Raw genomic sequence first — 20,892 nt, forward strand, 5'->3', positions numbered from 1 at the left:
CGGTGTGCGGAACGTCTATCTCGTCGGTGGAGGGAAGGCCGGCCGGCCGATGGGGGAGGCGGCCCTGGCGATTCTCGGAAACCGGGTGGCGGCAGGGATTCTCGCGGTCCCGGCCGGGGAGGAGGGAGTAGCCGGTCCGGTCCGGTTCCTCGGGGCGGGGCATCCGCTCCCCGACGAGGGAAGCCGTGAGGCGGCCCGAGGGATCCTTTCCCTGCTCACCGGAACGGACGCGAGGGATCTGGTGATCGCCCTGATCTCGGGGGGCGGTTCCTCGATGATCTCCTCCCCCGCGGAGGGGATCACCCCGGAGGAAAAGGAGTCGGTGTCCCGCCTGCTGCTTCGTTCGGGGGCCGGCATCGTATCGCTGAACACGGTCCGGAAGCATCTTTCCTCGGTCAAGGGGGGGAGGCTGGCGGCGGCATGTCCCGCCGCCGTCCGGGTCCTCCTGCTCTCCGACGTGCCCGGGGACGACCCCTCCGTCGTGGCTTCCGGCCCCTTTTCCCCCGACCCCTCGACGTTCGGGGACGCGTTGCGGGTCCTGGTCGGCCTCCACCTCTGTTCGGCCGTTCCCCCGTCGGTGCGGCTTCGCATCGAGCAGGGGGCGGCGGGGAAGATCCCCGAGACCCCGAAGCCGCGGGATCCGGCCTTCGAGCGGGTCCGGGCATTCCTGGTCGGGTCGAACCGGACCGCGCTCTCCGCCGCCGCGGAGGCGGCCGAAGCCTCGGGGGCGCGGGTGAAGGTGCTCCCGGGATTCCTGAAAGGGGAAGCCCGGTCCTGCGCCCGCGGGTTTGTCGCGGCGCTGAGAAACGCCTCCGCCGCCGCGGGGCCGGGGAAGAGCGTGGTTCTCGTCGCCGGGGGGGAAACGTCGGTCACGGTGCGCGGGAACGGCCTGGGAGGCCGGAACCAGGAGTTCGCCCTCGCCGCGGCGATCGAGATGGACGGGGAGCGGGAGATGGCGCTGCTCTGCGGCGGGACCGACGGCGTCGACGGGCCGACCGACGCCGCGGGGGCCTACGCGGACGGGTCGACCTGTTCCCGCGCCCGGCAGGCCGGTCTGTCGCCGGAGCGGCACCTGGAGCGAAACGATTCGCATCCCTTCTTCCGGGCCCTCTCCGGCCTTCTCGGGACGGGGCCCACTGGGACGAACGTCGCCGACGTCGCCGTCGGGTTCGCCCGCAATCCCGCGCCTTGACACCCCGGACGGGGGGTTGCTACAGTAGTGTTTAGCACTCTTCGCATTGGAGTGCTAATTTATCGGGACGATGGAAGAAATGGACGGAAAGCTGGACGGCCGCGGGTCGCTGGTGCTCCGCCTCGTGATCGAGGACTACATCGAGACCGCGGAGCCGGTGGGATCCCGGACCATCTCCAAGAAGATGGAGCAGAGTCTCTCTCCCGCCACGATCCGGAACATCATGGCGGACCTCGAGGAGATGGGGTTCCTCGCCCAGCCGCACACCTCCGCCGGCCGGATTCCCACGGGTGCCGGGTTCCGGTACTATGTGAACCACCTGCTGGAGAGGCGGGAGCTCGTGCGGGCCGACCGGGAGCAGCTGGAACGGATGGCGGAGGGGGGGAGAGCCGCCGCGGACGACCTGGTGCGGAAGGCCAGCCGCGCCCTGTCGGGTCTTTCCGGGCAGGCGTGCGTGGTGGTCGTATCCCGCGTGTCGCACCAGCCGCTCCGGTCGCTGAGCCTCCTGCGGGTGTCCAGCGACAGGATCCTGCTGGTGACCGTCCTCCAGGGGGGATGGGTCCAGAACCGGCTGATCGAAGGGGAGCAGGACGTCTCCGACGAGGAACTGAAGAAGATCAACGTCTACCTGAACGAGCTGGCCGTGGGGCTGACCCTTCCCCAGCTGCGGCGGAAGGTCCTGGTCGAGATGAAGCGGGAGAAGTCCCGCTACGACCGGATCATGCTGCGCGCGCTCCGGCTGAGTTCCCGGGCCTTTTCGGATCTGCCGCCGGGGGATGTGTACGTCGAAGGGAGGGCGAACATCCTGGAGCAGCCGGAATTCACCGAGGATGTGGAGAAGCTCAAGCGGATCCTCCGCGCCTTCGAGGAGAAGAGCCTGATCGTCCGTCTCCTGGACCAGGCGCTCGACCTGGATGCCCTCCAGGTGTCGATCGGCTCCGAGAACACGGTGGAGGACCTTCCCGACATCTCGGTGGTCGCGTCGGGCTATCACCAGGGGGAATCCGCCATGGGCAGCATCGGGCTCATCGGGCCGGTCCGCATGGACTATTCGCGCGTCATTCCTCTCGTGGAGTACACCGCCAGGCTGCTGACCTCCATGTTCGAGCATCGGTAACCGCGAAATTCCGCGACACCGGACGGACTGGCGCGTGGAGGCGAGGGAGTTGTCATGACGGACGAAAAAAGGGACCCGCACCCGGAGGACGGGGAGGAGATCCGGATCGGGGCGGAGGATCCCGACCACGGGGAGACCCCGATCGACGGGGAGGAGGACGAGCTCTCCCGGGTGAAGACCCGGATGGCCTACCTGGCCGCGGAGTTCGACAACTACCGCAAGCGGACCGCCCGGGAGAAGGAGGCGATCGTTTCCTTCGGGAACGAGCGCCTGCTGCTCGCGATCCTTCCGTTCCTGGACAACCTGGAAAGGGCGATCTCCCAGCCCGGGGAGGCGGGGGCGGCGGAGGCGATCCTGTCCGGAGTCCGGATGACCTATGACCAGCTCCTCGCCGGGCTGAGGAAGTTCGGGCTGGAGCAGATCGAGGCGGTCGGGAAACCGTTCGATCCGAACCTGCACGAGGCGGTCGGAGTGGTTCCGAGGGAGGGATCTCCCGACGGGACGGTTCTCGCGGAAAGCTGCAGGGGGTACCTGCTGAACGGAAGGCTTCTGCGCCCCGCCCACGTGACCGTCGCCCAGTCGCCGTTCGCCCCTTCGGGCGACGGCGAAGACGCGGAATCCGGGTCCGCCGGCCGGGAGGGTTGACGTGCAAAAAAGGGACTACTACGAGGTGCTCGGCGTCTCCCGGGACTGCTCCGCGGAGGAACTGAAGAAGGCCTACCGGCGGCTCGCACTCCAGTACCACCCGGACCGCAACCCCGGCGACGGGGAATCCGAGGAGCGGTTCAAGGAGGCGAACGAGGCCTACTCCGTCCTCTCCGACGCCCAGAAGAGGTCCCAGTACGACACGTTCGGCCACGCGGGGCCGACGGGGCAGGGATTCGGCGACTTCGGGGGGTTCGGCTTCGGCGGCGTCGAGGACCTGCTGAACGAGTTCTTCGGGATGGGGACGATCTTCGGCGGGATGGGGCGCGAGCGGACCCGCCGGGGGGACGACCTTCGCTACAACCTTGCCGTCACCTTCGAGGAGGCGGTGATCGGGACCGAGAAGGAGGTCGAGATCCCCCGGCAGACCCACTGCCGGGAGTGCTCGGGATCGGGGGCGAAGAAGGGGACCCGTCCGGAGCGGTGCGGTACATGCGGCGGCCGCGGGCAGGTCACCGTGCAGCAGGGGTTCTTCGCGATGTCCCGGACCTGCGGGAGATGCCGCGGGGCCGGGGAGGTGACCCGGGAGATCTGCCCGGCCTGCGCCGGGAGCGGAACCGTCACGGAGCGCCGGCCGCTCAAGATCAGGATCCCGCCGGGCGTGGACAACGGGACGCGCCTGAAGCTGCGGGGGGAGGGGGAGGCCGGGACGCGTGGAGCCCCCCCGGGCGACCTCTACATCGTGATCTCCGCCGGGGAGCACCCGATTTTCCAGCGTCGGGGGGTGGACCTCTTCTGCGAGGTGCCGATCACCTTCTCCCAGGCCGCGCTCGGCGACAAGATCGAGATTCCCACGCTGAACGGCCGGAAGACCCTCTCCGTTCCCTCGGGGACCCCGGCGGTCCACGAGTTCGTCCTGAAGGGGGAGGGAATCCAGCAGCTGAACTCCTACCGGCGGGGGAATCTCGTCATCCGGGTCGTGGTCGAGGTTCCGAAAAAGCTGACGAAGCGGCAGAAGGAGCTATTGTCCGAGTACCAGCAGATCTCCCTGGAGTCGCCGGGTCCGAGCACGCGGAGTTTCTTCGAGAAGGTGAAGGAGATCTTCGGTTGACGGGCGTTTCCGTCCGCCGTTCCGCCATCCGGTTCCGCAGGGCGGCGGGAGCCCTGGTTCTTCTCCTGTCGATCGGTTGCATCGCCGCGAGCGCCGCGGAGGAGCCTCCGCCGCTCGCCCCTTCCCTGGCGGAGATGGTCCCCGTGCTCCGGCCGGCGACGGAAAACGCTGCGGCGCAACCGGTTTCTTTCGGGATGCCGCTTCTCTCCTTCTGGCAGGCGGAGTCGGCCTTCCAGGCCGGACAGGCGGCGGAGGCCCTCTCCCGCTTCCTCGACCTTGCCTACGGCGCTCCGGACGACGAGCGGAAGGGATTCGTCTGGATGCGGGTCGGGGACCTGCTCCTGTCCCGGAGGGAGTACCAGCAGGCGCTGGAGGCTGCGGACAAGGCGGTGTCCCTGTCGCGGGGGCGGTTCCTCGTCCTCTCCTCCATGGAGCTGAAGTTCCGGATCTACCGGGCGCTGCGGCGGATGCCCGAAGCGAGGCAGGTCGCCGCGTCGCTGCTCGCGCAGCACTATGTTCTCGCGGAGCCGGTGGAACTTCTGGCGGTGATGGCGAGGGCGGACGCCTCGGGAGGGAATCTTCCGCGGGGGCTGGACGAGTTCCGCCGGGCGATCGCCGCGGCGCGGTCGCCGGAGGAGGCGGCCGACCTGCGGAAGGAGCGGGAGGCACTGATCGACGCCCTCGCCTCGATCCCGGCACTCCGCGAGGCGGCGGAGGAGGAGGAGGAGGCGGAGGTCAAGGGGCATCTCTACCTCGTCCTCGGCCGTCATGCCGCGCGCATGGGATATCCCGGGATGGGGGCCTTCGCCCTGGGGCAGGCCGCCCGCGCGGGCGGGGAGAGGGGGGAAGAGGCGGCCCGGCAGCTCTACCGGCTCGAGCAGATCATCGCCTCCCGCCCCAAGATCGTGGGGATCCTCCCCCTGTCGGGAAAGCATGCCGACATCGGGTTCGCCATCCTCACCGGCGCGGAGGTCGCCCTGCGGCGGGCGCAGGGGGAGACCTCGGACCTCTTCTTCCCGGTAATGCGCTGGCGGGACAGCGCGGCCCGGCCGGAAGAGGCACGCCGGGAGTACGAGGCGGCCGCCCGCGACGGAACGGTCGTGGGCATCCTCGGCCCCCTGACCGGGGAGGAAGGGTACTCCGTGAGCATGATCTTCGGCCCCGTCTCCCCCCCCGTGCTCTACCTCGGGCAGAAGGCGATCCCCGAGAAGCCGTTCCTCTTCCGGTTCGGGCTGACCCCGATCCAGGAGGCGCGCGCGGTGCTGGAGCACTTTTCCCGGCAAGGGGCGAAGGAGCTGCTCCTCTTCCACCCGACGAATGGATACGGGGAGGGTTTCGCCGATGCGGTGAGGACCGCAGCGAAGGAGCAGGGGATCGTGCTGTCGAAAACGGTCTCCTACGATCCGGACACGAACGACTTCACCGAGGCGATCCGGAAGGCGGTCGGAAGCAGGGCCTTCTCGGAGCATTCCGGGACCAAGGAGAAGGGAAAGGCGATGCAGCTCTCGGTGCAGGGGATCGTCATCGCCGACCGGTGGGACAAGCTGTTCCTCCTCGCCTCGCAGCTCCGGTACTACAACGTCTACCTCCCCATGGCGGGGTTCTCCGGGGGGATTTCCGACGAGCTGATCCGGAGAGGCGGGGAAGCGGTGAACGGGGCGGTCTTCTCCCTGGACTACGCCGATGCCCTCCCGGGGCCCCAGGGGGACCGGTTCCGGAAGAATTTCCGGGAAGGGATGGGATACGCACCCTCCCGGTTCGAGGCGGTGGGATATGACGGTGCCACGCTGCTGTCGGAGGCCTACCGGCTGGAGTCGTGGAAAGAGGAATCCCGCCCGGCGGGTGTGGCGGTTCGGGAATGGCTCCCCACGATGAAGACCTTCCGGGGGGTCACCGGGCTGTTCCGCTTCGGACCTTCGGGGGAGATGTACCGCGACCTGTCGCTGATGCGGGTGGAGTCCAGGCGCCTGGTCCCGGTCGCCGAATAGGCGGGATGCCGTCGTGCGGGAGAATTTCCGGGAACAGGTGCGGAAGGCGTTCTTGACCGGCGGCTCCTTCGCCGCCGCGGTCCCGGGGTTCGAGCCCCGTCCCGGGCAGCTGCGGATGGCGGAGGCCTGGGGGGAGGCTCTCTCCCGGGGGGAGACCCTCGTGGCGGAGGCGGCCACGGGGATCGGAAAGACCCTCGCCTACCTCGTCCCCTGCGTCCTGGCGGGGGTTCGGACGATCGTCAGCACCGGCACGAAGACGCTCCAGCAGCAGCTCCTGGAAAACGACATCCCGCTCGTCCGGGCGGCGCTTGGGGTCCCCTTCTCCTGCGTCGTGGTGAAGGGGCGGCAGAACTACCTCTGCAGGCGCCGGTGGGAGCGGTTCGCCTCCGAGCCGCTCTTCGAGTTCTCCCGGGAGGCGTCGTTCTTCGGCCGGATGAAGGCGTTTGCGGAGAGCACCCGGACCGGAGACCTCTCCGAATGCCCCGGAGTCCCGGACGATTTCCACGCCTGGTCTGAGGTGAATGCCCGCAGCGAAACCTGCGATTTCTCCGTCTGCGCGGAGACCGAGCGCTGTTTCCTCGCGGATGTCCGGCGGCGGGCGGCCGCGGCCGACATCGTCGTCGTGAACCATCACCTCTTCTTCGCCGAGCTCTCCCTGCGGATCCGCAGGGGAGGGGGCGGATCCGGCGGCGCGGGGGAGCGTGGCGGGGAGGTGCTCCCCGACGCGGAGGCCGTGGTCTTCGACGAGGCCCAGGGGATCGAGGAGGTGGCGTCCGCATTCTTCGGCGTCACCGTCTCGCTCTCGCGGGCGCTGGAGATCGTCCGGGACGTCCGGCGCGCGGCGGCGTCGGAGGGAAAGGAGTGGGAGGGGATCCTCCCTCTCACCGAGGAGTTCCGCAGGGCGGCGGATGCCTTTTTCCGGTCCGCCGGCGAGGGGGAGGGGCGGTTCGTTCTTCCCGCCCCCGGTGCGGCGACCCCGCTTCGGAGTTCCTACCGGGAGCTGGCCCGCGCGGGAGGGGAGCTTTCCCTTTCCCTCTCCGGGGGCCCCGGCTCCCGGGTTCCCGAAGGGGAGGGCCCCGGTGCTGCGGAAGGGCTCCTGCGGCGGGTCGACTCCTTCGCGGAGGATCTCTCCTCGCTGCTGTCGGCCGATTCCTCGGAGGCGGTCTCCTGGGGGGAGCGCCGGGGGAGCTCGGTCGTGTTGCACCGCACACCCGTCGAGGTGTCGCCGGTCCTGGCCGAGAGGTTGTGGGACGGATCCCGCCCCGTCCTGGTCACCTCCGCCACCCTTTCGGTTTCCGGCGATCTGGGGTATTTCCGCAGGCGCGTGGGACTGGGCGGTGTTGAAGCTGGGGAACTGATCGTGGATAATGAGTTTGATTTCGCGAGGAACGCGCTGGTGTACGTTCCCCGCGGGATTCCAGACCCGGCCGACGAGGGTTTTGCGGAAGCGGCCGGAAGGGAAACCGCGGAGGTTCTTCGCGCGTCGGGGGGCGGGGCGCTGGTCCTGTGCACCAGCTACCGCACCCTCGGGCTGCTGGTCGGGGTGCTGCGGGAGCGCCTTGCGGTGCCGCTGCTCGTGCAGGGCGAGGGGCCCCGGTCCCACCTCCTGCGGACCTTCCGGGAGGACCGGGACGCCGTCCTGGTCGGGACGGGGACCTTCTGGGAAGGGATCGACGTTCCCGGGGAGTCCCTTCGCTGCGTGGTGATCGACAAGCTTCCGTTCGCGCCGCCGAACGACCCTGTCGTCACGGCGCGCATCCGGGCGATCCGGGAGAGGGGGGAGGATCCCTTCACGGAATACCAGGTCCCGGAGGCGGTGCTGGCGCTGCGGCAGGGGATCGGCCGCCTCCTGCGGCGGAGCGACGACTTCGGGGTGGTCGCCCTGCTCGACCGCAGGATCGTGACCCGCGGATACGGAGCGATCTTCCGGGACAGCCTGCCGGCGATGCGCTGGACGCGGAACCGCTCCGAGGTGGAGGAATTCTTCCGGCGATTCGGAAGCAGGTCGGAACAACAGAGGGAGGAGGCATGAGGATACGCAAGGCGGTCTTCCCCGCGGCGGGGTTCGGCACGCGGTTTCTCCCGGCGACGAAGGCGTCTCCCAAGGAGATGCTTCCCCTCGTGGACAAGCCGCTCATTCAGCACGGGGTCGAGGAGGCCCGGGCCTCCGGGATCCGCGACATGATCATCGTGACGGGGCGGGGGAAGAACGCGATCGAGGATCATTTCGACGTGGCCTTCGAGCTGGAGGAGATCCTCCGGAAGAAGGGGAGCGCGGCGCAGCTCGCCGTCGTGCAGCGGGTCACCGACATGGCGGACTTCTTCTACGTCCGCCAGCACATGCCGCTGGGGCTGGGTCACGCGGTCCTGCGGGCGAGGGACATCGTCGGCGAGGAGCCCTTCGCCGTCATCCTGGCCGACGACGTGATCGACTCGAAGGTGCCGGTGCTGCGCCAGATGATCGAGGTCGGCTCCCGGTTCGGCGCCGACGCGGTGCTCGCGATCCAGCGGGTCCCGAAGGAGCAGGTGTCCCGGTACGGGATCATCCGGGGGAAGAGGCTCGCCCCCGGGGTGCACGAGGTGCTGGACATGGTCGAGAAGCCCAGGCCCGCCAAGGCCCCGTCGGATCTCGCGGTGATCGGCCGGTACATCCTGCCGGCCTCGATCTTTCCGGTCCTGGAGCGGACCGGCGCGGGGGCGGGCGGGGAGATCCAGCTCACCGACGCGATCAAGTCGCTGCTGGAGCAGGAGCGGGTGATCGCCTACGAGTTCGAGGGGGTCCGGTACGACGCCGGGGACAAGCTGGGATTCCTGATGGCCAACATCGCCTTCGCCCTCAAGGACCGGGAGATCGGCCCCGGACTGCGCGCCTTTCTGGCAAAGGAGAAAACGAAGTGAGCAGGACGCCCAAGAAACGGAACGTCGAGGAGGGGGAGGCCACGCTGCTGGTCACTTCCCGGAGCCGCGTAACGATCCAGGACCTGGCCGGGGAGCACGGGATCCTTCCTCCGGCCGATATCCACGAGACCGAGGACGGGATCACGATCCGGCTGGAACTTCCCGGAATCCCGGTGCGCTCCATCGGGGTGTTCGTCCAGGGGATGGCGATCGAGGTGACCGGGGAGAAGGTCCAGGAGTCGTGCGGGGCGCTGGTCTCCTTCCTCTGCCTGGAGCGGACCTTCGGGAGGTTCTACCGGGCCTTCGAGATGAACGGCTGCCTGAACATGGCCCATGTGAGCGCGACGCTGAAGGGGGGGGTTCTCTCGCTGTGCATCCCGAAATGCGAGGAGCGGCGGGGAAGGAGACGGCGGATCCCGATCGAGGACGAACGGTGAGGCGCATCCGAATCCAGGGGGGGCGATCGACATGACCGACGAACCGATCAGGAAGGACGATCCGGAAAGCCAGGAGGCGGAAACGCCGGAACCGGAGAAGGGTCCGTCCGCGGGGCCGGCCGAGGGCGAGGGAAAGGAAAGCGCCCCGGAGATCCCGGACGTTCTTCCCATGATGCCGGTGCGCGACATCGTCATCTTCCCCTACATGACGCTTCCCCTGTTCGTCGGAAGGGAGGCCTCCGTCGCGGCGGTGGACGAGGCGCTCTCCCGCGACCGGTACATCTTTCTCTCCACCCAGAAGGACCCCTCGACCGAGGAGCCGGCGCTGGAGGAGCTCTACCGGACCGGAACGGTCGCCATGATCATGCGGATGCTGAAGCTCCCGGACGGCAGGCTCAAGATCCTGATCCAGGGGGTGGTGAAGGCGCGGATCCAGGAGTTCCTCCAGCCCCGTCCTTTCGTGCGGGTGCGGATCGAGCGGCTCGTGGAGCCGCCGGTACGGGAAGGGTCGCTCGAGGTGGAGGCGCTGATGCGCTCCTGCCGGGAGAAGATCGAGAAGATCCTCTCCCTGAAGAACATGCCGGCCGAGATCCTGATGGTCACCGAGAACATCCAGAACCCGGGCGTCCTCGCCGACCTGGTCGCGAGCAATCTCCGGCTGAAGCTCGAGGAGGCCCAGGGGGTGCTGGAGGAGATCGACCCCGTCGCCCGCCTGACCCTGGTGAACAACCTGCTTTCCCGGGAGCTCCAGCTGGCGGAGATGCAGGCCAAGATCCAGAACCAGGCGAAGGAGGAGATGTCGAAGAGCCAGCGGGAGTACTTCCTGCGCGAGCAGATGAAGGCGATCCGACAGGAGCTGGGCGACGCCGACGGCAAGTCGGAGGAGATGGAGGACCTTCGGGGGAAGATCCAGGCCGCGGGGATGCCGGAGGAGGTGCAGAAGGAGTCGGAGAAGCAGCTCCGGCGGCTGGAGGGGATGCACCCCGACTCGGCCGAGTCCTCGGTGGTCCGGACCTACCTGGACTGGATGATCGAGCTCCCCTGGAAGAAGGAGACCAAGGACAACATCCAGATCGCGAAGGCGAAGAAGATCCTCGACGAGGACCACCACGACCTGGAGAAGGTCAAGGAGCGGATCCTCGAGTATCTCTCGGTCCGCAAGCTCAAGGACAAGATCAAGGGGCCGATCCTCTGCTTCGTCGGGCCCCCGGGGGTCGGGAAGACCTCCCTGGGGAAGTCGATCGCGCGGGCGATGGGGCGCAAGTTCGTCCGGATGTCGCTGGGCGGGGTGCGGGACGAGGCGGAGATCCGGGGACACCGGAGGACCTACGTCGGGGCGCTCCCCGGTCGGATCATCCAGGGGATCAAGCAGGCCGGGACCCGGAACCCGATCTTCATGCTGGACGAGATCGACAAGCTGGGGGCCGATTTTCGGGGCGACCCCTCCGCCGCGCTGCTGGAGGTGCTCGACCCCGAGCAGAACTTCGCCTTCAGCGACAACTACCTGAACGTCCCCTTCGACCTGTCGAAGACGATGTTCATCACCACGGCGAACATCATCGACCCGATCCCTCCCGCCCTGAAGGACCGGATGGAGGTGATCCGGATCTCGGGGTACACCGACGTGGACAAGCTGGCGATCGCGAAGCAGTTCCTCCTGCCGAGGCAGCTGGAGGAGAACGGGATCACGGAGAAGCAGGTCCGGATCACCGACAAGACGATCCTGGCGATCATCCACCAGTATACGCGGGAGGCGGGGCTGCGCAACCTCGAGCGGGAGATCTCCCAGATCTGCCGGAAGATCGCGCGAAGGATCGCGGAGGGGGAGAAGGGACCGTACCGGATCACCTCCGGGAACCTCTCGAAGTACCTCGGGATCCAGAAATTCCTCCCGGAGACGGAAGGGGAGGAGGACGAGGTCGGAGTTGCCACCGGGCTGGCCTGGACCCCGACGGGCGGAGACATCCTCTTCATCGAGGTCTCCCTGGTCAAGGGGAAGGGAAGCGTGACGATTACCGGATCGCTCGGGGAGGTGATGAAGGAGAGCGCCCATGCGGCGATCACCTACACCCGCTCCCGCGCCTCGCGCCTCGGGCTGGCGAAGGATTTCCACGCGAAGTTCGACATCCATATCCACGTGCCGGCCGGGGGCATACCCAAGGACGGGCCCTCCGCCGGGATCACGATCGCCACCGCGCTGATCTCCTCGCTGACCGGGATCCCGGTCCGCCGGGACGTCGCGATGACGGGGGAGATCACCCTCCGCGGGCGGGTGCTCCCCGTGGGGGGGCTCAAGGAGAAGGCGCTGGCCGCCCTGCGGGCCGGCATCACCGAGGTCATCGTGCCGGAGCAGAACCGGAAGGATCTGGAGGAGATCCCCCGTCACGAGGCGAGGCAGTTCACCTTCTCGCTGGCACGGAACATGGACGAGGTCATCGCGAAGGCGCTCACGAAAAATCCGTTCCGCGCCGGGGACCCGGAGGGAACGCCCCGGGCCGGGACGAAACGCTCCGCGGCGGCAACGCGCAGCGCGGGGGCGGGGAACCGGACCCGGCGGTGAAGCGGGAGCGCCCCTTGCGGGGGCTACTCCGCGACCTCGGCGAATCCGGGTTCATCGAACACGTGCGCCGACGGTTCGGCGGTCCGGTCCGGCCGGGCGAACTCGGCATCGGCGACGACGCGGCCGTGCTTCCCGCCCGGGGCGGGAAGCTGGTGCTTACCGCGGACATGCTCCTGGAAGGGGTTCACTTCGACCTCCGCTACTTCCGCCCCGAGGAGGTCGGCTGGCGGGCCCTGATGGCGAACCTCTCCGACCTCGCGGCAATGGGCGCCTCGCCCGACTGCTACCTGGTGTCGGTGGCGGCGCCGCCGGACACTCCCCTGGCGCTGCTCTCCGGCATCTTCGGCGGCATGGCAAAGGCCGCGCGCCCCTCGGGGACCCGGCTGATGGGGGGGGATACCTGCCGGGGAGAGCGGCTCGCCCTCTCGCTGGCCCTGGTGGGGAGGATCCGGCGCGGCCGGGAGATCCGGCGCAACGGCGCGCGTCCCGGGGACTTCCTCTACCTGACCGGGGACCCGGGATGGTCGTTCCTGGGGTTGCGGCTGCTCTCCAGGGGGCGTCCGAAGGCCCCGAGGGGGTGGCGGAGGCAGGCGATGCGGTCCCATCTCACACCGGTCGCCCGTCTTCAGGAGGGGATCGCCGCCGCCCGGTCGGGCGCGGTGTCGGCCATGATCGACGTGAGCGACGGGGTGCTGCCCGACCTGCGCCGGATGCTCGGGGAGAGCGGCGGCGGGGCCCTGCTGGACGAGCGTGCGTTCCGGCTCTCGAAAAGGTTCCGGGAGGCGGCTTCCTCGCTCGGGGAAGACCCGGTGTCGGCATTCCTCGCGGGGGGGGAGGACTACGAGCTGCTGATGGCCGTGCGTTCCGGCCGGTTCGCGGCGTTCCGGCGCGCGGCGCGCTCCTTCCCCGCGCGGGTGTTCCCGATCGGCGTGGTGACTGGGCGGCCGGGGATCCGGGTCCTGCGGGCCGACGGCTCCTGGATGGAGGATGCGGACCTGCCGGTGGGGTTCTCCCACTTCCCGGCGCCCCCTTCCCCGGGAACCGGTTCCCGCAAGGGGGGCAGGGAGGGTCAATCCCGTCGATGAAGATCCTGATCCTCCCGTTCCTGTTCCTCGCCTCCGCCTTTTTCTCCGCGACGGAGACCGCCTTCTTCGCCCTCCGGCGGGTCGACCTGCTGAAGTGGAGACGCGAGGGAAACCGGATGGCGGCCACCGTAGAGAAAATGCTCGAGCGGCCGAGCCGCCTGATCGCGACGATCTTCATCGGGAACGAAATCGTCAACGTCTCCATCTCCTCCCTGCTGGCCGTGCTGCTGATCCCGCTGGTCCCGGCGCACGGCGAGGTAGTGGCCCTCGCCGCCGGCACGCTGGGGATCCTGATCCTGGGGGACATCGCCCCCAAGCTGATCGTGTGGCCGCGGGCGAAATCCTTCTCCCTCTTCGCCGCGGGGCCGTTCCGGCTCTTTTCCCGGGCGGTCGCCCCTGTTCGCTGGCTGGTGGAGACGCTGGCCGAGGGAATCCTGCGCCTCCTGGGGGGAGGCAAGGTGGCGGGGAAGAGGCGCGGGCTCACCGAGCGGGAGTTCCGCGCCCTCGTGGACGTCGGCGGGGAGAACGGGTTTCTCGACCCGGGCGAGAGGAAGCTGATCCACAACATCTTCGAGCTTACCGACCAGCGGGCGAGGGAGATCATGACGCCGCTGGCCGATGTGTTCATGGTGTCCGTGGAGATCCAGCGGCGGGAGCTCCTGGAGCAGGCCGGCAAGTACCGGCGCTCCCGGATTCCCGTCTACCGGGGAACCCGGCAGAACGTCGTCGGAATCCTCTACCTCAAGGACATGCTGAGGCTGTGGGCGGAAGGGGAGGGAGAAACAGACCTTGCCGACCTGCTCAAGCCACCCTTCGTCGTTCCCTCCTCGAAGAAGCTTCCCCTCCTGCTGCAGGATTTCCAGCGGCGCAAGGTCCACCTCGCCCTGGTAGTCGACGAGTTCGGGGAGATCGTCGGGATCGTCACGCTGGAGGATGTCCTCGAGGAGCTTTTCGGGGAGATCCGGGAGGAGCACGACCGGGAGGAGAAGGAGATCCTGGAGCGGCCGGACGGCTCCTGGCGCGTGCTCGGGAAGACCCCCATCCACCGTTTCAACGATGCCTTCCAGGCGGGTCTTCCCGACCAGGAGTGGGACACGGTGGCCGGCCTTCTCCTTCACGAGTTCGGCAGGCTCCCCGGTCGTGGCGACTCGATCGTGCTGGGGGCCTGCCGGTTCACGGCGGAGAGGGTGAAGGGGATCCGGATCGTCGAGGTCGGCGTCAAAAATCTGGAGGAGGGGACGGGCTGAGGCGATGGGACTGGCCCTGACGATCGCGCTCTGTCTCCTGATGGAGGGGCTCTTCACCGGGGCGGAGATGGTGCTCATCTCCGCCGACCGGCACCGGCTCACCGACCGGTCCCGCCGGGGGGACCGGGGAGCCGCGGCCGCCCTCCGGCTGCTCGGGCGTCCGGACCGCGCGCTCGCCACGACGCTCACCGGGACGAACATCTTCATCGTCCTCTCGACGGTCCTGACCACGGCCCATTTCCTTCCCCGCTACGGGGACCGGGCGGCATGGATTTCCGTGGCGGTGATCACCCCCCTCGTGATCCTTTTCGGGGAGATCGTCCCGAAGAGCTTCGCCCAGCCCCGGGCGGACCGGCTGGCCGGGCCCGCCGCCCGCTTCATCCGGGTCGCCCAGGTCGCGCTCTACCCCCTGGTCTCGGTCACGGCGTTCGTCGCACGCATCCTGGCCAAGCCGTTCGGAGGGGGCGGCCCGATCCACGGGATGCTGACCCGGGAGGAGCTTCAGCTCCTGCTTCAGATGAGCCGGTCCGGCTCCGACCTGGAGGCGCACGAGCGGGCGATGGTCCGGAGGGTCTTCCACTTCGGGGAGACCAAGGTCGCCGACATCTTCCGGCCGCTGGTGCATGTCGTCGCCCTGCCGGAAGGGGCGGACTGCCGGGAGGCCGCCGCGCTCGCCGCGCGGAAGGGGCATTCCCGCTACCCCGTCTACCGGGACCGGATCGACCACGTGGTGGGCTACCTGCACGTCATCGACATCGTCGGGCGCCCGCCCGGGGAGCCGATCCTTCCCCTGATGCGGAAGGCGCTCTACGTGCCCGAGCTGATGCCGATCGACGAACTGCTGCGCAGGTTCCAGGAGGCGGGAGTCTCCTTCGCCATCGTGGTGGACGAATACGGCGGGGTGACCGGGATCGTATCGGCGGAGGATGTCGTGGAGGAGGTCGTCGGGGAGATCCAGGATGAATACGAGCCGGCGATCGAATACTATAGGAAGGTCGCGCCCGGGGAGTTTCTCGTGCTCGGGAGGATGGAGGTCGACCGGTTCGGGGAGGAGATCGGGGTCCGTCTCCCGGAGGGGGAATACTCCACGGTGGGGGGGATGCTGATCTCGCTGGCCGAAGGGATCCCCCGGGCGGGGGAGTCGTTTTCCGTTCGGGGCGCCGTCTTCACCGTGGAGAAGGCGACGGAGAGGGCGGTCAAGGAGATCCGGGTGCGAGTTGCAGGGGCGGAAGGAAAGGTGGATTCCTCCGAGGAGGAGGACGAGGGGCCCGGCGAGGAGATGTGGGAGGGGACGGATTGACGGCGGAACGGTTGAGAAGGCTGCTGCGGGAGGTCGCCGATGGGAAATCCTCCGTGGAGGGGGCATTCCGCAGGATCCGCTCCCTGCCGTTCGAGAGTCTGGGGATGGCCAGCGTGGACCATCACCGGACGATCCGGCAGGGGGTGCCCGAGGTGATCCTGGGCGAGGGGAAGACCGCCGCACAGGTCGTCGCGATCGCGAAGGCGATGCGCAAGGGGGGCTCCGACGTCCTCATCACCCGGATCGACGGGGCGAAGGCGAAGGCGGTCCGCCGCGTTTTCCGCAGGGCGGAGCACTTCCAGGAGGCGCGCTGCCTGGTGATCCGGTCGAAGAAGCCCGCGGATACCGGGAAGGGGAAGATCCTGGTGGTGACCGCAGGCACCTCCGACATCCCCGTCGCGGAGGAGGCCGCGGTCACCGCGGAGTTCCTGGGGAACCGGGTGGAGCGGCTCTTCGACGTGGGAGTGGCGGGGATCCACCGGCTGCTGATGCAGAAGAAGGCGTTGCTCGAGGCCCGGGTCATCGTGGTGGCGGCCGGGATGGAGGGGGCCCTGGCTTCCGTGGTGGGAGGGCTGACCGACAAGCCGGTGATCGCCGTCCCGACCAGCGTCGGCTACGGCGCGAGCTTCGGCGGGGTCGCGGCGCTGCTGGGGATGCTGAACTCCTGCGCCCCGACGGTCGCCGTGGTGAACATCGACAACGGATTCGGCGCCGGTGTGATCTCTTCGGTGATCAACCGGCTGTAGGCGTCCCGACGGCCTGGTGGAGCCCCACTCCGCACTCGCTGCAGAATCTCGGGTTCATCTGCTTCCCCAGATACCGCCTGCAGGCGGGGCATCGCCAGTTCCAGAGGGAAAAGGCGATCGCTCCGGCGATGGCCAGGAACAGGAAGAGGACGAGGCTGCCCGCTTCGACTCCGATGTCCGCCGCCTGTCCCCTCTTTTCCAGGAGGATCACTCCGAAAATCAGCGGGAACATGGGGACGGAAACCATCAACTGCCTGCGGCGCCTCGCGGCGAAGGATTTCCGGAATTCCGTTTTCTGTCCCTCGGTGTACTGCATGTCGACCTCCCGTCGCGGGAGATGAAGAACCCTCTTCCTGTTCTTTTCGGACGACGCGCCGCTCTTCTTTCCTGGGATTCTTATATGCTACGAGTCCCTTCCCGAAGAAAAGCCGGCGGATCCCCTCGCAGAAGAGGCCGGTTTCGACCGGGTGTGATGCCTCAGGCGGATTCCCGGCAGGCGACCAGATACCGGTACCCGTATTCGACGACGGTCTCCCCCCGCTGGTTCGAAACCGTGCACTTCAACCCCGCGATCCCCCGATCCGGCTTGCTGCGCGACCGTTTGAGATCCGACCAGCGGGCCTTCACCGAAAGCACATCTCCCGGCCTTACGGGATGGAACAGTTTCACCTCGTCGATCCCCAGGCCGCTCAGGATCGCGACGTCTCCCTGGGCCTCGACCACGACGCGGGTGCATGCCGACAGGGTATGCAGGGACGAGGCGATGAGTCCGCCGAACAGGGAAGCCCGGGCCGCCGCCTCCTCGACATGAAAGGGGAGGGGGTCGTATTTTTTTCCGAATTCGATGATCTCGGACCGGTCCAGGGAGAACGGCCTGCACGGAAGATATTCCCCCTCTCTCAGGTCCTCAAAATAGGTTCGCCCCATCCTCCGCTCCTCGCGGCGTCGTCGGCCGCATCCTCGTTGGAGGAATACCGTTCCCGATCCTCCGGGTAGACGACCGGTATCGTCAGAACCAGCGTGCTCATCATCCACCAATGGGAGTCGGAATCGCCCTCAGCTTTTAGTCAGGTGCCATTTATCAAACGTAGACAGAAAACCTTATTCCTTCTTCCAATACACGAGGCTTGTGCCACGAATATTACGAAGGCCAAAATTCCCCTGGTTTTCCAATTCTTCTAAAGCTCTCGTAACTCCTTCCCAGATTCCATAATCATGCCAAATGATGACTCCGTTTTTCTTAACCATACTCATGGCTGCGCGCGTATCGGACATAACATATTCGTAGGCGTGAGAGCCATCCACAAACACCAATGAGCAGGAGTTCCTGTATGGACTGTAATCGAACGTTGCTGAATCGCCCAGTAGTTGATGTATTTTCCCGACTCCCACGGGAACCAGGCCACGATATCTATCGTAACGGGAACCAGGTTTAGGCTTATCAACCATGTGACGTTCTCCGGCGTCAATAGCGAACATTGTCTTACCGTCTGGGGGGAGATCAAGAGTGTAAATCATGCAATCAGGAGGTGAATTCAATGCCAGATTTAAAGTCGTCCGACCGTCAAAAGTGCCTATTTCAAAGATATTTGTCAGATCTTCGCAACTTGCAGCAAAGGCAGAGAGGATGCCGAGTTCGCTGATTCGCACATTTCCGCTCGATTTCTTTTGCTCCCATACCCGCGGTATCCACACATTCGTGCAGCTCGACCAATGGACTATGGGTAAATGCGTCTGTTGCAGGAAGCGACCCTTCCGGTATTTATATCTATGAAAACACCTCCTCCAGCGTCGTGAAAGCGATGATAACGGAAGATAAATACGAGTAGCATAATATCCATACAGGTGTTCTTTCACGGGAATTCCCCTGGAAATTTTTGCTTCTCCCGCCGTCGTAGCGAACGTCGATTTTTCATGACGCTTATGGACTTCCCCCGATTTCGTAGACAACCGTCAGGCCTGATTTGACGCTGCCTGTTCAAAGTCGTGCGGACTAATTTGACCGAGGTGGCTGTGCCGGCGAATCCGGGTAAGCGGCCAAGCTTGAACAAGCAAGGGGCTTGGTTCGCTTCAACCGGTTAGTCACTGAGCAATGAATTTAGAAAAAATTGTCTTCTCCGGCCAACTCGGCGGCGATTTACCCTGCTCATTCGTCCCTGGTTATCTTCCGTGTACGATACACATCATAATCGGGCACAAGACGATCATAATGGCTATCCATCAAGGGAGAGGAGATCATGAAATCGGCGGAGGCGCGATTGCAGGCAATCGGAATGTTCCAAACGACCGCCATGCGCAAGAGCGCCTTGACATCTGGATCGTGGGGCATCGGTTCAAGCGGATCCCAGAAAAAGATGAGAAAATCGACCTCGTTGTCAGCTATTTTGGCTCCGATTTGCTGATCACCGCCCAATGGTCCACTCTGGAGTTTGGTGATTTTAACGCCAAGCTCTTGTTCCAAGATCTCGCCGGTTGTCCCTGTCGCATATATTCTGTGGTGAGCCAAGAGCACTCGATTATATATTGCCCATTCAATCAGATCGCTCTTCTTGTTGTCGTGCGCGACAAGAGCGATCTTCTTATCATGTTCCATGGCGATTTTTTTGTGAGTCATACAAAGGCCTCCCCTTTTCCTGCAATATCGAAACAGCCCTTATATCTTCGTATATTGAGCGACCAACAGTTGTATCACGTACTGTAGTAAGTTATCGCTTGTCGACTCAAATGGTATGCTGCCCATCAATGGAGTTGTTATTATGGTCTTGTTCCAATGTATCAACGCTCAGGCTAAGCTGCGGGGCCACACGATCTCCTGCAGGGCAGCCGTCAGCTTCAGCCTGTTAGCCAGTTTTCGATATAGACTCGAAACCCAAGGCCTCCGCGACGGCCTCGGGATTCTCAGCTGCAACCTTGAGAAGTGCCCGGGCCGGGCCCTCGGGATTTCGACGTCCCTGTTCCCAATTCCGGAGAGTCGCAACGCTCACACCGATCATCAACGCGAACTCAGTCTGCGACTTTCCTAAACGAACCCGGATTGCCTTGATATCAGCAGGCCGAAATTTGAACGTGCGGCTCGGCTTCATTTCTCCGCGCCGGATTTTTCCTGCCTGCTTCACGCTTTCAACGAGTTTATCGAAATCCTGTTTTTTCATTTGAACTCCTCCCGGACCAGGCGGCTGAGTACTCGGAGCTGTGCCGACGTCAGGTCCTCATGCTTGTACTTGGGATACAAAAACAGCATGTAGATCGTGTACTGCTCTCTTTCCCAGTAGTAGATCACGCGTATACCTCCCCGCTTGCCCTTCCCCGATATGCCCCATCGAAGTTTTCGGAGACCACCGCTGCCAGTGATGACAGTGCCTTGCTCGGGACGAAGGAGAATGGCGGATTGCAAGGCGCGCTACTCATCGTCCCGTAGGAGCGCTCGAACCTCCTTGGTGAATATCGGCGATCCAATAAAGAGCATATCTCAATATACGTCAATGGCGTATATATGGCAAGAAGGATATGGGGTTTGGATCGGAAAAAATCTGGCTAACGCTCCGGTTAAACTGCGGGCCGAGCGGGCACGCTTTTTACCCGCGAGGAATAGAAAAAGCGTGAACGCGAAGGAGCCGTCAGCTTCAAGCCGTTGTTAGCCCGCGCGACGGGTTTTTGGCGGGGCAGGAGTACCACGAAGTAATCCAGCAACGCTCAAATCCTCATCTATCAGCGGCCAATGAATACCTTCGCCTTCACCAATAAGTTCCCATTTTCTCCTTTGTGCAGCGGTTGCATGCAGTAAACGCGGGAACCAAGCCAACGGAACAGTAATGCTCCTTCCATCAGTAAGATCGACAATCAAATCATCTGCCGTTACTCGAACATCCTGTGCCCGTGCAAAAACTTCAGCCTTTGAAGTACGCATCCCATGCCTCCATAAATCGCGCGCTATTTTGATTGATTATTTTTTCTAATTTTCGCAATTCCGCCCCCTTGAAACCACTCGTATACACAAGAGCAACAGGACGGAGCCAAAATTTCGCCGAACATTTTTCTCGCTTCACATGAACATGTGGCGGTTCATCTCCCTCGTTGCTGTAGAAGAAAAACCGATACGCCCCAATGATTTTCACTGTGGGCATTACTATGCATTCCTTTCTTTCACATCATCCTGGGAAGCAGGATATCAAATCTTCTATTATTTCTCATCCATTCCGGCGCAGCCGGGCTAACGCTCGGCTTAAGCTGCGGGCCGAAGGCGCGCTTTTACCAACGAGAAACATAAAAGCGTGACTGAAGGAGCCGTCAGCTGCAACCCGTTGATCCTGTTCATGCCCCCCTCCCTCTGGTGCCCCCGCGGGACCTGTCGGGATACCCTTCCAGGGAATCCCCGACGCGAAAGGAGGAGAGCGGATGCGTTTCTACACCCAGCAGCACAAATATTACTGCGGCGTGGACCTCCACGCGAGGTCAATCTACGTGTGCATTCTCAACCAGGAGGGCGCGGTCCTCGTCCACAAAAATCTCCGAGCCAAACCGGACGCCTTCCTCGCCGTGATCGCCCCCTACCGGGAAGACTTGGTG

The 20,892-nt window shown here is 65.3% G+C and carries 17 protein-coding genes and 2 pseudogenes; 14 read left to right on the top strand and 5 right to left on the bottom strand.

Annotated features, from left to right (window positions below):
- Nucleotides 1–4: 4 nt before the first annotated feature.
- The 13 genes from A2X88_05265 to A2X88_05325 all read left to right on the top strand — a co-directional run bounded on the left by A2X88_05265 (nucleotide 5) and on the right by A2X88_05325 (nucleotide 16,326).
- Nucleotides 5–1,192 (top strand): hypothetical protein, encoded by a 1,188-nt coding sequence (locus tag A2X88_05265; protein ID OGP34292.1) that lies wholly within the window; start codon nucleotides 5–7, stop codon nucleotides 1,190–1,192.
- Nucleotides 1,193–1,271: 79 nt separating this feature from the next.
- Nucleotides 1,272–2,309 (top strand): heat-inducible transcription repressor HrcA, encoded by a 1,038-nt coding sequence (locus A2X88_05270; GenBank protein ID OGP34293.1) that lies wholly within the window; start codon nucleotides 1,272–1,274, stop codon nucleotides 2,307–2,309.
- A gap of 54 nt (nucleotides 2,310–2,363) precedes the next feature.
- Entirely contained in the window at nucleotides 2,364–2,954 is a 591-nt protein-coding gene (locus A2X88_05275; GenBank protein OGP34294.1) for a nucleotide exchange factor GrpE, read from the top strand.
- A 1-nt stretch (nucleotide 2,955) separates the two neighbouring features.
- On the top strand, nucleotides 2,956–4,065 hold the full coding sequence (locus tag A2X88_05280) for a molecular chaperone DnaJ (GenBank protein OGP34295.1): 1,110 nt from the start codon (nucleotides 2,956–2,958) through the stop codon (nucleotides 4,063–4,065).
- On the top strand, nucleotides 4,062–6,053 hold the full coding sequence (locus A2X88_05285; GenBank protein ID OGP34296.1) for a hypothetical protein: 1,992 nt from the start codon (nucleotides 4,062–4,064) through the stop codon (nucleotides 6,051–6,053). The genes A2X88_05280 and A2X88_05285 overlap by 4 nt, the downstream gene beginning before the upstream one ends.
- 13 nt (nucleotides 6,054–6,066) lie before the next feature.
- The gene (locus tag A2X88_05290) at nucleotides 6,067–8,085 is read left to right on the top strand and encodes a hypothetical protein (protein OGP34297.1); all 2,019 of its coding nucleotides are present in this window, start codon (nucleotides 6,067–6,069) and stop codon (nucleotides 8,083–8,085) included.
- A complete protein-coding gene (locus A2X88_05295) occupies nucleotides 8,082–8,951 on the top strand; it encodes a UTP--glucose-1-phosphate uridylyltransferase (GenBank protein ID OGP34298.1) in 870 nt (289 codons plus the stop codon). Before A2X88_05290 ends, A2X88_05295 begins: the two co-directional genes overlap by 4 nt.
- Entirely contained in the window at nucleotides 8,948–9,388 is a 441-nt protein-coding gene (locus A2X88_05300; protein ID OGP34299.1) for a hypothetical protein, read from the top strand. Before A2X88_05295 ends, A2X88_05300 begins: the two co-directional genes overlap by 4 nt.
- Nucleotides 9,389–9,539: 151 nt before the next feature.
- Entirely contained in the window at nucleotides 9,540–11,948 is a 2,409-nt protein-coding gene (locus tag A2X88_05305) for an endopeptidase La (protein ID OGP34307.1), read from the top strand.
- Entirely contained in the window at nucleotides 11,945–13,033 is a 1,089-nt protein-coding gene (locus A2X88_05310; GenBank protein OGP34300.1) for a thiamine-phosphate kinase, read from the top strand. Before A2X88_05305 ends, A2X88_05310 begins: the two co-directional genes overlap by 4 nt.
- On the top strand, nucleotides 13,030–14,280 hold the full coding sequence (locus A2X88_05315) for a hypothetical protein (GenBank protein ID OGP34301.1): 1,251 nt from the start codon (nucleotides 13,030–13,032) through the stop codon (nucleotides 14,278–14,280). The genes A2X88_05310 and A2X88_05315 overlap by 4 nt, the downstream gene beginning before the upstream one ends.
- A gap of 4 nt (nucleotides 14,281–14,284) precedes the next feature.
- Nucleotides 14,285–15,580: a hypothetical protein gene (locus tag A2X88_05320; protein ID OGP34302.1), complete on the top strand. Its 1,296-nt coding sequence runs from the start codon at nucleotides 14,285–14,287 to the stop codon at nucleotides 15,578–15,580.
- Entirely contained in the window at nucleotides 15,577–16,326 is a 750-nt protein-coding gene (locus A2X88_05325) for a 1-(5-phosphoribosyl)-5-amino-4-imidazole-carboxylate carboxylase (GenBank protein ID OGP34308.1), read from the top strand. Before A2X88_05320 ends, A2X88_05325 begins: the two co-directional genes overlap by 4 nt.
- Here the strand turns inward: A2X88_05325 and A2X88_05330 are convergent.
- The 5 genes and pseudogenes from A2X88_05330 to A2X88_05350 form a co-directional block, all read right to left on the bottom strand.
- On the bottom strand, nucleotides 16,313–16,642 hold the full coding sequence (locus tag A2X88_05330; protein ID OGP34303.1) for a hypothetical protein: 330 nt from the start codon (nucleotides 16,640–16,642) through the stop codon (nucleotides 16,313–16,315). The two genes, A2X88_05325 and A2X88_05330, sit on opposite strands and share 14 nt — an antisense overlap.
- Nucleotides 16,643–16,803: 161 nt before the next feature.
- Nucleotides 16,804–17,253, bottom strand: a complete 450-nt coding sequence (locus tag A2X88_05335) for a hypothetical protein (protein ID OGP34304.1) — start codon at nucleotides 17,251–17,253, stop codon at nucleotides 16,804–16,806.
- A 1,219-nt stretch (nucleotides 17,254–18,472) separates the two neighbouring features.
- On the bottom strand, nucleotides 18,473–18,940 hold the full coding sequence (locus A2X88_05340; protein ID OGP34305.1) for a methylglyoxal synthase: 468 nt from the start codon (nucleotides 18,938–18,940) through the stop codon (nucleotides 18,473–18,475).
- A gap of 226 nt (nucleotides 18,941–19,166) precedes the next feature.
- Entirely contained in the window at nucleotides 19,167–19,478 is a 312-nt protein-coding gene (locus A2X88_05345; protein OGP34306.1) for a transcriptional regulator, read from the bottom strand.
- Nucleotides 19,475–19,792, bottom strand: a pseudogene (locus A2X88_05350) (hypothetical protein). The gene A2X88_05345 and the pseudogene A2X88_05350 overlap by 4 nt, the downstream one beginning before the upstream one ends.
- 929 nt (nucleotides 19,793–20,721) lie before the next feature.
- On the opposite strand from A2X88_05350, the pseudogene A2X88_05355 reads away from it, so the two are divergent.
- Nucleotides 20,722–20,892: pseudogene (locus tag A2X88_05355) on the top strand (IS110 family transposase).

It is taken from the genome of Deltaproteobacteria bacterium GWC2_65_14, from assembly GCA_001797615.1.
GTDB lineage: Bacteria > Desulfobacterota > Deferrimicrobia > Deferrimicrobiales > Deferrimicrobiaceae > GWC2-65-14.